We start from the raw sequence: 13,557 nt of genomic DNA on the forward strand, positions 1-13,557 counted from the left end.
AAGCGGGTGCGCGTGAGCGCACCCTATCGATACAACAGAGACAACTTCATGCGACTATTTTTACTAGGTTGGTTATTGGCCTGTTCACTATGTTCAGCGCAAACCACTTCATTAGACTATTACAAACAACATGCTATTAAAGGCGTACCCACAGAAGCCCAAGGGGTTTCCTTTCTGGTACTGGGCGATTGGGGCAGAAACGGCCATTTTTATCAAAAAGAGGTGGCGAAATGGTTAGATATCGCCAGTTATCAGTTGGATGCCGAGTTTATTGTGACCACGGGCGACAATTTCTACGACAATGGTGTTGCATCAATACACGACCCCTATTGGATAACCTCCTTTGAAAACATCTATCACTATCCACATTTGTTTATTGACTGGTACCCAGTGCTAGGCAACCATGATTATCGAGGAAATTGGCAAGCGCAAATCGATTACAGCCAGGTTAGCCGTCGCTGGCAAATGCCTTCGCAGTATTATGAAAAGTACATCACATTGGACAACCAGCAACAGGTTCAGTTGCTGTTTATCGACACCAGCCCGCTAAACCCTGACTATGCGTTTGAAGAAAAATATCGCAACGCCTATTCACAGGGGCATGAAGAACAATTGGCGTGGATTAACGACAAATTGGCTAACAGCCAGGCCACATGGAAAATTGTTATAGGGCACCATCCTCTTTATTCCAGCGGTAAGCGCTACGGAAAAACGGACGCCATTAAAGACGTGCTTGAACCTATTTTTGAAAAATATCAGGTGAATGCCTATATCGCAGGGCATGAGCACGATTTACAACATAATCAAATTGCGGGCAGCGAACTGGTGCATATTGTCTCTGGCGGCGGCTCTGAAGTGCGCCCTGTGGGGCAATACGACTTTACCCAATTTGCAAAATCTACCGGTGGCTTCGTTGCCGTAAGCCTTAATAATGCGTTATTAACCTTTCGCTTTATTGACCACAACGGCCAACTTATCTATTCCCACCACATCAAGAAATTAGAGAAATAATAATGACAGCGCTATCCATACCCACGCTTCTTCCTACTCCCCTTCGTTGGGCTTTATCCCTTTTCGTTGCACTCGGTTGCAGTGCCTGCGCCACCAACACAGAAAACGCAACGCCCCCACTTGCGCTGCAAGCCGTTGAACATGAGCTGGCGGAATACCCGCTGCCTAGCGACATACGTTCAGCGTCACCTTCACATGTAGACACACTGTTTAGCAAGGGCGTTGAAGCGCTTTGTGCAGGAAAAATCGGCGCCTATTATCACATGATTAATGTTGATGCCGAAAACATGCTGCACCACTACGAATGGCGGGGCAATACCCCCACTCTATTGCGTTCTTTCGCCATCGGCCCTGGCATAAAAAGCTGTGCGATAACGGAAGCAGAAAACACGCAGCTAAAAAGCGCCACCTTATTCCTTGCCGATGAATTTTCGGGTCTTTGGGCCATGCCATTGCACCCAGAACATGAAGTATCGAAATCATTGCAATTCTATCAGCCTGACACCCCAGTAGAAGGGGTGGCAACAGGCTATTCGCACGCTACTGGCCCGTTAGTGGCGTGGGTAAGCCCAGCGCACAGCGGTGTGTGGCTGCAAACCCAATGTGCCCGTCATTACTTTTCTTTTGATAAGGACATTGCTCCTGAATTAGTCCGTTTTTCATCACCAGATTCGCCCGATACCCCAGTGCCCATGCTGTATGTTAACGATGACGAAACGGGCGCGGTTTATGCGGCAAGCCTTACCGATAAACTTAGCGCCTGTGATGCCCCAGCAGCGTCTTCGCAATCTACAGCGATACCATTACTCGCCGTGTACGAAACCACGCCCGTGGATAACTATGGCGACGCGGCTGACGACCCCGCTATTTGGTATAACAGTCAGTCCCCAGCGCAAAGCCTGATTATTGGCACCGACAAAAAAGGCGCACTAAACACGTATAGCCTGCAAGGAAAGCGCATGGCTAGCCACCCCATTGGTAAGGTGAATAATGTGGAAGTCGTCGCCATATCGTCAGCGGGCGTAACGCCTACTGGTACGCCCATTAACGCGCTCGCCATTGCGAGTAATAGAACCCACAATAGCCTGTCTGTTTTATCTGTGGCACAAGGCAGCGGCGAATTGGCTTTATTGTCAGATATACCCACACCACTTTCAGACATATACGGCCTCTGTGCGTTTAACCACAACGGCAATATTGATGTGTTGGTGAACAGTACCAGTGGCGAATATTTACGTTATCAGCTTAGTTTGAACCCTGATAGCGGCAACATTGATGCAAGCATGGTGCACGCCTTCACCTTGCCCTCGCAACCAGAAGGCTGTGTGGTTGATACACAAAAGGGGGTGGCATACCTTGGGGAAGAAAGCACAGGTGTATGGACACTAGATGTAAATCAAACACAGGCCAGCCCACAGCTTGCCATCACCATTGCTGCGCCCGTAGAAAGTGATGTTGAAGGGTTAAGTTTGTTTGATGTGGATGGTGTGCGCTATTTGATTGCATCCAGCCAAGGAAACAATCAATACGCTGTCTATTCCACCGATCACACCTTTTCGTTGATTGGCATGGTTGAAGTTGCCGCGAATAGAGAAAAAAGCATTGATGGCGCATCGGAAACCGATGGCTTAGCGACCTCTAATTATAACTTTGGTGGCGAATTTAGTGAGGGAATATTCGTGGTTCAGGATGGCAGAAACATTATGCCCAGTGAACGACAAAACTTTAAAATAGTAACCGGTGCATCACTGGCTAACGCCATACGTAGCCTAAATGCCGCTAACTAAGGGTTTCAAGCGATGTAGACGTACACGCTATGGGCGAAATAATGACAAAAATAAAAACCAATAAATAAAAAAGTAAGGCAAATTCGGCCGCTGAAAAGCGGCCTTTCTATTGCAACATTCATTGGTACTGGCTAAACGAAAAAACACGTTTCGCTAACTGGCCTGCTGATAACCTGACCGTAATTGAATATCAATGGCTTTAAGTACCGACGAACGGTTAATCGTCCCCAGTAAAACGCCGTCATCATCAACCACGGGATACACCCTGGGTTTATCGCGAATAAGTAACTGCGCTAACTCAATCACAGATAAGTAAGGTTTAATGGAGATCACTGGCGTTCGCATCATCTCTGATACCCGACAAATTTGTTCTCGATAATAACTTGAAGCAATCATCTGCGCGATGCAATCTTGCTCAGACAAAAAGCCAACCACCTTCCCTTTTTTATCAATAACTGGCCCGCCACTTTGCCCACTGATTAATAGCGCTTCTACAGCTTCAGCAACCGTCATCTCTGGATTCAATTTTACCGGATGCACATTCATATAGTCACTGACTTGCAACGATTCCATACATTTCTCCCTGCCGAAGCGCACATGGTTGTCGGTTACTGCTGGCAATGGCGTTACGGCACTGCATATTGTTAATATTATTTAGATATGAAGTTAAATTAACCTCACCTTTCAAGATTAGTCACAAATTTAATTTTCGGCTACTTTTTCCAGCATAAGGTTGGTGTAAATATGGTGTCTAGTGGATAAGTTTGGTAAACCACTACAGCCAGTGTACACTTCGCCTCAATATCTTTATTCAATTAAGCAATAGTAACGCAATGCACGAACCCTCTTTTCTCTGGTACGATTTTGAAACGTTTGGTACCAGCCCACAAAAAGACATGCCTTGCCAGTTTGCGGCAATTCGCACCGATAGCGATCTCAACATTATTGGTAAACCTATCAATATCATGAGTGCCATCGCGAATGATTACCTTCCCCATCCAGAAGCCTGTTTGGTCACGGGCATTACTCCGCAGCAAACCCTTCGGGATGGCAGTAATGAAGCCGATTTCGCTAAGCGCATTTACGAGGAAATGGCGACACCTAACACGTGTAGTGTGGGGTTTAACAGCATTAGGTTTGATGATGAAGTTGCTCGTTTTCTGTTTTACCGAAACTTTTATGACCCCTATGCCAGAGAGTGGCGAAATGGCAATAGCCGCTGGGACATCATCGATGTCGCGAGAGCTTGCTATGCCTTGCGGCCTGAGGGTATAAATTGGCCAACCAAAGAAGATGGCTCACCCAGTTTTAAACTTGAAGCGTTAACCCAAGCCAATAACATCAGCCACGAGAATGCCCACGACGCACTTAGTGACGTGTACGCCACCATTGCGCTGGCAAAGCTGATGAAAAACGCCCAGCCCAGGCTGTTTGAATATGCTTTTTCATTGCGTATTAAGCATAATGTATGGCAGCAAATTGACCTTACCAAGCCGTCTGTTTTGCTTCATATTTCGTCCAAACTCCCCGCACGTCAGGGATGCTGCACCTGGATAATGCCAATTGCAAAGCACCCGACTAACGGCAATGCGGTGATTGCTATTGATTTATCAAAACCTGTGGATGGCCTACTGAATGACACCGCAGAAGAAATAAAAGCAAACCTTTACCGTTCACAAGAGTCGTTAGGACAATCGTCGCGGCCAGGATTAAAGCTTATTCATGTAAACCGTTCTCCTTTTGTCACCACGGCGAAAGCCATGACACAAGAGAATGCCGATAGACTCGGCTTAGACAGAGACACCTGTTTAGAAAACTACCGCCGCCTCTCTCAGCACACCGACCTCGCCCTAAAACTCTCAAAGGTGTTTGAAGACGGTGAGTTTGATGACGATCAAGATGTTGATCATGCTTTGTACAGCGGAGGCTTTTTAAACGACGAAGACAGACGTTGGTGTGAGCAGGTATTAGAGGCGACACCTGATGCTTTAGCTGCACTGAGTGATCAAACTCAGCACCCAAGATTGAAAAGCCAGCTGTTTAGGTATCGGGCGAGAAATTTCCCCAACACCCTAACATTCGATGAAATGACCAAGTGGCAGCGCCACCGGCAAGCGCGCTTAACCGATGCCCAGTCACCGGCTTCAATCACGCTAGAGCCTTATATGCTGCGTTTAGAGCAGCTGGCTCAAGTACACAGTGATAACCCAGAAAAACAAGCCATACTGCGTGCACTTTATCAATATGCTGAAAACCTTTGACCTATTATCTTAAGGGCATTAAATTAGTCTTTCGTCTACCAAGGAAACTAGCGAAGCCCGCCTACATAAATGGCATAAATTTGCTTAACGCGACCAAATGACATTCATGTGTGGCAAAGCCTAGCCGATAAACAAAGATAACAATGACGTTTGCTGTCCAAAGGAATTTAAGTAGTGATGAACGGCGTAACTATTAGCTTCGACAAAACAAGAACATATATCAATCTTTCGCTGTCACCCTCAGACTTTGATAAAGAGGTGGATGAACGGGCGATAAAGCTTGAATTAGAAAAAGGTGAAACTAAACGCTTATTTGTTTCAGACACGGCACTAAAATCAGCCTGCGATACCGCAAACCACTACTTTAAAACTGGCGATGGCACTGTGGTTCAGGAACGTATTGGTGAACGGAAAAACGCGGAAGTCGTCTATCGCATTCCCGAAGACGGCATGTCTGCCAACTTAGTGCTTACCACGCCCTATGGCGGAAAGCTTCCCAGCTTAGGTACACTGAAACCCCTCGCAATAAAAAATAACATTCGCCGCGGTTTAGGCACAAAAATCATCCAATCTATGCTGAAAGAGGCGAAAACGGCCCCACCCGGCACCATAATAGAAAAAACAGTCGCGAAAGGCTTACCCGCAAGAAACGGGCGCTCATCTCGTTTCATTCCTTTGGTTCCCAACGCATTAGAGCGTGTGCTTCGCCCTCAAACAGGCGCAGGCGAACGCGTCGATATGCGCAATCTTGGGGAAGTCATTTGCGTAAAGGCAAATGTGCCCGTATTAAGACGGACTGAGCCTACGCCAGGTCGCACCGGGTTTGATGTAAAAGGTAATTTGCTTGACCCTAAACCCGGTGAATGGGTGGAGTTTCGCCACGGGAAAGGTACCGCCCAGTCAGGCAGCGATCAGAACACTCTCGTTTCCACCATTGCCGGTATGCCTAAATACCAAGACCAAACCATGAACATTGACGACACCTTCATATGTAGCGGCGTGAATGTAGGTACGGGGCATGTGACTTATGAAGGCGCAGTCTTGGTGAACGGTGACGTTACCGAAAAGATGGAAATTAAAGCGAAAGGCGATGTCACCATAAATGGTTTTGTAGAATCAGCACGCATTGAATCTGACGGCGACATTATTATCACCGAAGGTGCCATGGGCAAAGTGAATGACAACCCCGGTGAATTTAACTGTCAGCTGATAGCCGCGGGTAGCGTTCATGTTCAACATGGACAAGGCATAGATATCCAGTGTGCAGGCAATATCACCATTGGCAGACAGCTCGCTTACAGCAGGTTACGCTGCGCCGGATCGGTTACCGTGGGGAACATCGATAATCCGATGGGCAACCTATTTGCCTGCGACATTATCAGTCAAAATAAGGTCGAGGCAGGGACATTAGGGGCAATCTCTGGCAGCACACTACAAGTTGATTTTAGTCCTGGCTTTAATTTACTCATTGAGCGCAAAGAAGCATTAGAGGAACTGCTTCGTCAAATCAGAGAAAATAATTCAAAGCACAAAGAAAAAATAAACATTCTTAAAAGCAAAAAGGTACCGAAAGAACTTAAAGCCAAAGTGGCTGATGCTTTGGAAATGTTTAACAATGAATCTGCCCTTTTAGAATGGATTGAAAGCAAAGTCCTCGAAGTCAAAGAAACCAAAGATAGATATCACTCTGATATAAAACTCATTGCCAACAAACGGCTATACCCTGGGGTTTCCGCTAAGTTAAACAATCGCGCGTGGCGGTCAGATAGAGAATACGACAGAAGCCGCGTTAAATTTGAAGGGCACCAATGGTCCTGCGAACCTATGATCTCTTAAGCGGTGTTGTTCAACTGGGGTTAGGTTTTAAAGCTAAAGGCGTGATATAAACTAACGCCCTATTCAGCAATGGCTAATTTACCGAACCCCAGTCGCTTCGATTGATAAAGCGCTTTGTGCGTGCGTTCAAACCAGTCAGGAAAGCCTTCGCCTTCTTTTAAGTCAGACAATCCCACCGCCACTGTCATATCTGCCTCGGTAATATCCCTATTGGCCGTAACGGCGGTAATTAGCCGCTCGGCGAGGACTTCACCTTCTGCCAAATTGGTTTGTGGGCACAATACGGCAAATTGCTCACCTGAAAAGCGTGACACCACGTCAACCTCCCTCACCGTAGCCAAACAAACCGAAGCCAGTATTTTTAGCACTTGCTCACAATGTTGAGGGTCAGTCTCATGCCTTCTGTCTTTTGTGGGGATTAACTCAAGCACAATTAACGACGCCCGAGTATGAAAACGTAAAAAGCGTGAAATTTCTTCTTCCGCTTTTTGAATCATGTGATTACGATTATACAACCCGGTCAGCGAGTCATGGGCTGAAAGAAACTCCAAGGTACGGTTTCTGTCTAATAACGTGGTTTGCAAAGACTCAATTTCTGCATTTTTCTGTTTCATTAAGCGCTTGTATAGCGCCACCGTTCTATTGCGCCAAACTAGCCCTATCACCACAAGCAGCACAAACATCAGGGTCATGACCAGCTTCACATAATCCCGTTGATAGCGCACTTGTACATCGTTCCACTGACGGTATATCTCCACACGCTTAGTTTCTGGAATAATCGCAATAGCTTGATTAATAATGGGCAGAATATCGCTGATTGACTTGTTCACCCCAAAGCCAAGGGAGTCAAAAGGTTCGGCGTAGCCCACTATGGCAACATCCTGAATATTCTGATTATTAATGTGCGTATTCACGCTCATTAATGAGCCCACCATGACATCAAATTCGCCCTGCATTAATTGCAGCAACCCTTCACGCTCAGACTTAATCAATTTTAAGCGTAATTCCGGATAATAACGGGTAATGTACTCAACTTGTCGATAACCTTTTACAATACCCACAGAACGATTACCAATACCCGCATACCCTTGCAAAATAGGCGTTCCCTTTCTGGCGACCAAAATATTAGGGGCTTCAAAATAAGGGATAGAAAAATCTAAAAACTGCTTCCTAAAATCTGACACGTTAAGCATAGAAATCATCTGACACTTGCCCGCTTGCACAAACTCTAAACTTTCCTGCCAGCTCTCTGTAGGAACCAATTGAAAAGCGATACCTGTATAATCAGAAATTATTCGCATATAGTCGGCGGATATCCCTATATGCTGGCCGTTGCGAATAGCCTCGTAGGGTGCCCAGTCAGGATCCACGCAATAAGAAATGGTATTATCGGGGAGAATAGATGAGGTTGTATCAGAGGTTGGTGCTTGTGCAAGCTGTGCCGTGGCAAACGGCGACCACAGCAAACTGATAAACAAAACGCTAACGCTTAACCGCGCAATAAGATTCAAACAACACCACCCAAGGAATACTTACTTTTAAATTTTTATTGAGGCATCAGTATCTTTTGTTAAGCATTAAAATGCAACACGACCCTCTCTCGCATGCTCACGTTGCATGCAATTTCCAGCAAATTTCCCTATTTTAGTGTGAATATCCCTTCATGATAGCAGCACGTTTGCAAACATCAGTTTGCAGTTCTGTAAAACTTTGGTAAATGCTTTTCTCTTTTTCCCATCACGCTCGCCAACAGCGCGTGGAAAAGATGCGCATTTTTTCCCATCATTTTCATCAATACCGAAAATCTGGCAAATAGCATAGGCCTAATCTAAGACAAACGCCACCAAGGATGTACATAAAGTGCCAGTCTTTTTTACCTTGACCTCAACGCAACAAAAAACATCATTGATTCGTCAAGCAAACCAATGATGTTTATGATGAATTTCGTTATACGCTAACGTTAAAGCATTTCCACAGCCAAGGCGACACCTTCGCCACCACCAATGCATAAAGAGGCAATCCCTTTTCGTGCATTTTTTTGCTTTAATGCATGAAGTAACGTCACTAAGATTCTTGCCCCAGATGCGCCAATAGGATGACCAAGAGCACAGGCGCCTCCTTTAACATTCACTTTCTTTTCATCTAATTGTAACTGACGAATAGCCATCATAGTGACCATTGCGAACGCTTCGTTGATTTCGAACAAATCCACTTCTTCTTTAACCCAATTCGCTTTTTCTAAAACCTTCTTCATCGCCCCCACTGGCGCAAGTGTGAAATTTTCAGGTTCAATAGAATGGGTGGCATGAGCGACCACTTTCGCTAGTGGGGTTAACCCTAACTCAGCGGCTTTCGACTCACTCATCACCACCAATGCCGCCGCACCATCGGAGATAGAACTTGAATTGGCTGCGGTGACCGTTCCGTCTTTGGTGAATGCCGGGCGCAATGTAGGTATTTTCTCAGGTCTGGCATTACCCGGGCCTTCATCGGTGTCTACCACCACGTCGCCTTTTCGAGTCTTAATAGTAACCTCGACTATTTCATCACTAAAGCCACCACTATTAATGGCTTCGTGAGCTTTAGACAACGAACTTAAGGCGAATTCATCCATATCTCCACGACTAATATTTTGTTCATCCGCCGTAGATTGAGCAAAGCAGCCCATTGCCTTTCCGTCGTAAGCGTTTTCCAGACCATCAAGCATCATATGATCGAGTACTTGGCCGTGGCCCATACGATAACCGCTTCGGGCTTTGGGCAATAAATACGGAGCATTACTCATACTTTCCATGCCGCCAGCGACAATACTTGTAGCACTGCCCGCTTTAATAAGGTCGTGAGCAAGCATGACTGCTTTAAGGCCTGAACCGCATACTTTATTGATAGTGGTTACACCAGCGCCAAGCGGCAGACCTGCGGCTAATGATGCTTGACGAGCAGGAGACTGTCCGAGACCAGCAGGCAACACACAACCCATGATAACTTCGTCGATATTGTCGCCGCCTACCGATTCACACGCCGCTTTTATCGCCGTTGCACCAAGGTCGGTAGCGGTAACACCAGACAACGAGCCATTAAAGCCCCCCATTGGCGTACGTTTAGCCGCCACTATCACTACAGATTCTTCGCTCATTTTTAGCCCCTATTTTATTCAAATTCAGCTACTTAACTAAGTAGCTCTACACATGCGTATACAAATGTAGACACTCATTAATGTGGGAACTGCTCACCGCCCACATGAAAAATTGACGTTAGCAAAATGTTACTTTACCTTAACGTAAAATGTAATTAACGTTAACGTAAACCTCTCACAAACGTGTGTCAACAATCACTAACAGTGCAATTTAAAAACAGCGCTTGTTATTTGTACGAAAAAAGGTAGGTGCAATGATCACCCAAAATAATGAAGCCACCTATGCGATTGGTGAGCTAGCAAAAGAGTTTGATATTACGCCTCGTTCAATTCGCTTTTACGAAGAGCAAGGCCTGCTAAGCCCCAAAAGAACCGGACAAAACCGCATTTACGACAATAAAGATCGTGTGCGCTTAAAACTGATCCTGCGGGGCAAACGTCTTGGCTTTTCCCTGGCAGAAGTAAAAACACTGTTTGAAATGTACGACGCGAACCCAAATTCCGCGGTTCAACTTGAGGCCATGTTAGCCATGACAGAAAAAAAGCGGGCGGTACTACACCAGCAGCTTGAAGACATACAAATGCTAATGACGGAATTAGATGATGTAGAAGCACGTTGCCGCGAAGAACTCGAAGAACTAAAAAGAGGAAAAATTGCATGAACACTGCCTACCCTACCCTTAATTTTGGTTTAGGCGAAGAAATAGACATGCTGCGCCAGCACGTTTACCACTTTGCCAAAAGTGAAATTGCCCCTCTCGCTGAACACGCCGATACTAGCAATCAGTTTCCCAACGCCTTGTGGCCCAAATTAGGTGAAATGGGGCTATTAGGTGTCACAGTAAGTGAGCAATACGGTGGGGCAGACATGGGATACTTAGCGCACACGGTAGCCATGGAAGAAGTCAGTCGAGCCTCTGCTGGTATAGGCTTAAGTTACGGTGCCCATTCAAATTTGTGCGTAAACCAGATTTTTAAAAACGGGAATGAACAACAAAAAGAAAAATACCTACCAAAGCTAGTCTCGGGGGAACACATAGGTGCCCTGGCCATGAGCGAACCTAACGCGGGCTCAGACGTGGTAAGTATGAAACTTCGTGCCGAAAAAAGGGGCGATAAATACATTTTAAACGGCAACAAAATGTGGATAACCAACGGCCCTGATGCTCATACCTTTGTCATTTATGCAAAAACCGATGTTAGCGCAGGTGCAAAAGGCATAACGGCCTTCATTGTAGAGCGCGACTTTGCAGGCTTTAGCCGTGCACAAAAGCTAGACAAACTAGGCATGCGCTCGTCAAACACCTGTGAACTTGTATTTGAAGACTGCGAAGTACCGACCCAGAACATCTTGGGGCAAGAAGGAGAAGGCGTAAGAGTACTCATGAGCGGCTTAGATTACGAGCGGCTGGTACTGTCTGGCGGCCCTCTTGGCATCATGCAAGCGTGCATGGATATTGTGGTGCCCTATATTCACGATAGAGAGCAATTTGGACAGTCTATTGGCCAGTTTCAGTTGGTACAAGGCAAGGTTGCCGACATGTACACGCAAATGAACGCGGCGCGAGCCTACGTATACACGGTGGCGAAATCTTGTGACAGAGGGGAAACCACACGAAAAGATGCCGCCGGCGCCATTCTTTACGCCGCGGAACTCGCCACCAAAATAGCGCTAGATGCTATCCAGTTGCTCGGTGGCAATGGCTACATTAATGAATACCCCACAGGCCGGTTATTGCGAGACGCAAAGTTATATGAAATTGGCGCTGGCACGTCTGAAATTCGACGCATGCTCATAGGCCGAGAACTATTCAATGAATCTGCTTAATCCGGTTAATGCGCATTAAAACAAAAATAAAAACACACCGACACGACAGAAGCGATGTGAATTAAGGAGGGGGCATGCCCGTTCTACAATCCAAAATTAATGTGAAATCCGATGGGTTTGCAAACAACGCACAGCATATGCAAACCTTAGTCGACGATTTAACAAACAAAGTAAGCACCATTAAAAAAGGCGGAGGCGAAAGTGCCGCCGAGCGCCATCTAGCAAGGGGGAAATTGCTTCCCCGAGACAGAATAAACGCATTGTTAGATGCCGACACCCCCTTTTTAGAAATTGGCCAACTTGCCGCATGGGAAGTTTATGACGACTACGTCCCTTGCGCAGGCGTTGTGGCCGGTATTGGGCAAATTCACGGTACTTTGTGCATGATTGTGGCTAACGATGCCACGGTAAAAGGGGGCACCTACTATCCCCTAACAGTGAAAAAGCATTTACGCGCACAAACGATTGCCGAACAAAATCACCTACCCTGCATCTATTTGGTGGATTCAGGTGGTGCAAACCTGCCCCGACAAGACGACGTATTTCCAGATAAAGAACATTTTGGTCGCATTTTCTTTAATCAAGCCAACATGTCTGCCAATAACATTCCACAAATAGCAGTGGTAATGGGGTCTTGTACCGCTGGGGGGGCTTATGTGCCGGCCATGGCTGATGAGAGTATTATTGTAAAAGAACAAGCCACTATCTTCCTGGGCGGCCCGCCACTGGTAAAAGCGGCCACAGGCGAAGTAGTCACCGCAGAAGAGCTTGGTGGCGGCGACGTCCATACCCGTATTTCAGGGGTAGCCGATCACCTAGCCAACAATGATCATCACGCCTTACAGTTGGCCAGAGACGCAGTGGCAAGACTCAATAGAGATACCCAGCATAGCCTGCCCCCAAAGCCTTCTGTTTGCCCGCGTTATCAGGCCTCAGAAATTTACGGCATTGTGCCATCAGATAGCAGGCAAACCTATGATGTACGAGAAGTAATCGCCCGCATTGTGGATGATTCTCAATTTGATGAGTTTAAACCCCTCTACGGCACCACCCTAGTATGTGGTTTTGCCGATATTTTTGGCTACCCTGTCGGCATTGTTGCGAACAACGGCATATTGTTTGGTGAAAGCGCGCTAAAAGGTGCTCACTTTGTCGAACTATGTGCAATGCGAAAAATTCCTTTGGTTTTTTTACAAAATATCACCGGCTTCATGGTAGGCAAGCAATATGAGCACGGGGGTATAGCCAAACACGGAGCAAAAATGGTCACCGCGGTTGCTTGCGCCAATGTCCCAAAACTGACTGTCATAATTGGCGGCAGTTTTGGTGCCGGGAACTATGGTATGTGTGGCCGCGCCTACGACCCTCGCTTTCTATTTATGTGGCCAAATGCTCGCATTTCGGTCATGGGAGGCGAGCAAGCTGCTGGCGTACTTGCGCAGGTAAAAGCCGATCAAAAAGCCCGTGAAGGCACACCTTGGAGTCAAGACGAGCAAAACCGCTTTAAGCAGCCTATTCTTGATAACTACGAAAAACAGGGGCATCCCTACTATGCCTCAGCACGCTTATGGGACGACGGCGTCATTGACCCCGCTGACACCCGAACGGTATTAGGCCTTTCTTTAGCCTCTGCGCTTAACCGCCCCATTGAAGACACCAAGTTTGGTGTTTTTCGAATGTAGTGTTTTTCGAATAAAG

10 protein-coding genes are annotated in these 13,557 nt (G+C 46.5%); 7 read left to right on the plus strand and 3 right to left on the minus strand.

What is annotated here, in order from left to right:
* Positions 1-48: 48 nt before the first annotated feature.
* Positions 49-1,011, plus strand: a complete 963-nt coding sequence (locus IUA53_RS11130; RefSeq protein WP_044056862.1) for a metallophosphoesterase — start codon at positions 49-51, stop codon at positions 1,009-1,011.
* Positions 1,012-1,013: 2 nt separating this feature from the next.
* Positions 1,014-2,798: a phytase gene (locus IUA53_RS11135; RefSeq protein ID WP_196897103.1), complete on the plus strand. Its 1,785-nt coding sequence runs from the start codon at positions 1,014-1,016 to the stop codon at positions 2,796-2,798.
* 153 nt (positions 2,799-2,951) lie between these two features.
* Here IUA53_RS11135 and IUA53_RS11140 read toward each other — a convergent pair whose 3' ends face one another.
* Positions 2,952-3,371, minus strand: coding sequence for a CBS domain-containing protein (locus IUA53_RS11140; protein ID WP_044056861.1), 420 nt, complete (start codon positions 3,369-3,371; stop codon positions 2,952-2,954).
* A gap of 260 nt (positions 3,372-3,631) precedes the next feature.
* On the opposite strand from IUA53_RS11140, the gene sbcB reads away from it, so the two are divergent.
* Positions 3,632-5,059: an exodeoxyribonuclease I gene (gene sbcB, locus IUA53_RS11145; protein WP_196897104.1), complete on the plus strand. Its 1,428-nt coding sequence runs from the start codon at positions 3,632-3,634 to the stop codon at positions 5,057-5,059.
* Between the two features lie 177 nt (positions 5,060-5,236).
* Positions 5,237-6,895, plus strand: a complete 1,659-nt coding sequence (locus IUA53_RS11150) for a DUF342 domain-containing protein (protein WP_196899510.1) — start codon at positions 5,237-5,239, stop codon at positions 6,893-6,895.
* Between the two features lie 59 nt (positions 6,896-6,954).
* Here the strand turns inward: IUA53_RS11150 and IUA53_RS11155 are convergent, their stop codons facing one another.
* Both IUA53_RS11155 and IUA53_RS11160 read right to left on the minus strand, forming a co-directional pair.
* The gene (locus tag IUA53_RS11155) at positions 6,955-8,406 is read right to left on the minus strand and encodes a diguanylate cyclase (RefSeq protein WP_156026742.1); all 1,452 of its coding nucleotides are present in this window, start codon (positions 8,404-8,406) and stop codon (positions 6,955-6,957) included.
* Between the two features lie 449 nt (positions 8,407-8,855).
* Positions 8,856-10,031 (minus strand): thiolase family protein, encoded by a 1,176-nt coding sequence (locus IUA53_RS11160; RefSeq protein WP_044447092.1) that lies wholly within the window; start codon positions 10,029-10,031, stop codon positions 8,856-8,858.
* A gap of 254 nt (positions 10,032-10,285) precedes the next feature.
* Between IUA53_RS11160 and IUA53_RS11165 the strand changes: the two genes are divergently transcribed.
* From IUA53_RS11165 to IUA53_RS11175, 3 genes are all read left to right on the plus strand, one after another.
* On the plus strand, positions 10,286-10,693 hold the full coding sequence (locus tag IUA53_RS11165; RefSeq protein WP_044056857.1) for a MerR family transcriptional regulator: 408 nt from the start codon (positions 10,286-10,288) through the stop codon (positions 10,691-10,693).
* On the plus strand, positions 10,690-11,859 hold the full coding sequence (locus IUA53_RS11170; protein ID WP_196897105.1) for an isovaleryl-CoA dehydrogenase: 1,170 nt from the start codon (positions 10,690-10,692) through the stop codon (positions 11,857-11,859). Before IUA53_RS11165 ends, IUA53_RS11170 begins: the two co-directional genes overlap by 4 nt.
* Before the next feature lie 74 nt (positions 11,860-11,933).
* Positions 11,934-13,541, plus strand: a complete 1,608-nt coding sequence (locus IUA53_RS11175) for a carboxyl transferase domain-containing protein (RefSeq protein WP_044447090.1) — start codon at positions 11,934-11,936, stop codon at positions 13,539-13,541.
* Positions 13,542-13,557 lie beyond the last annotated feature (16 nt).

The sequence above is a fragment of the Alteromonas sp. B31-7 genome, assembly GCF_015767655.1.
GTDB classification, from domain to species: Bacteria; Pseudomonadota; Gammaproteobacteria; order Enterobacterales; family Alteromonadaceae; genus Alteromonas; species Alteromonas australica.

What these genes read in the sequence shown, in the direction of transcription:
- IUA53_RS11150 (WP_196899510.1), top strand. Translation starts at nt 5,237, where the DNA reads ATGAACGGCGTAACTATTAGCTTCGACAAAACAAGAACATATATCAAT.
- IUA53_RS11135 (WP_196897103.1), top strand. Translation starts at nt 1,014, where the DNA reads ATGACAGCGCTATCCATACCCACGCTTCTTCCTACTCCCCTTCGTTGG.
- IUA53_RS11160 (WP_044447092.1), bottom strand. Translation starts at nt 10,031, where the DNA reads ATGAGCGAAGAATCTGTAGTGATAGTGGCGGCTAAACGTACGCCAATG.
- sbcB (WP_196897104.1), top strand. Translation starts at nt 3,632, where the DNA reads ATGCACGAACCCTCTTTTCTCTGGTACGATTTTGAAACGTTTGGTACC.
- IUA53_RS11175 (WP_044447090.1), top strand. Translation starts at nt 11,934, where the DNA reads ATGCCCGTTCTACAATCCAAAATTAATGTGAAATCCGATGGGTTTGCA.
- IUA53_RS11165 (WP_044056857.1), top strand. Translation starts at nt 10,286, where the DNA reads ATGATCACCCAAAATAATGAAGCCACCTATGCGATTGGTGAGCTAGCA.
- IUA53_RS11130 (WP_044056862.1), top strand. Translation starts at nt 49, where the DNA reads ATGCGACTATTTTTACTAGGTTGGTTATTGGCCTGTTCACTATGTTCA.
- IUA53_RS11170 (WP_196897105.1), top strand. Translation starts at nt 10,690, where the DNA reads ATGAACACTGCCTACCCTACCCTTAATTTTGGTTTAGGCGAAGAAATA.
- IUA53_RS11140 (WP_044056861.1), bottom strand. Translation starts at nt 3,371, where the DNA reads ATGGAATCGTTGCAAGTCAGTGACTATATGAATGTGCATCCGGTAAAA.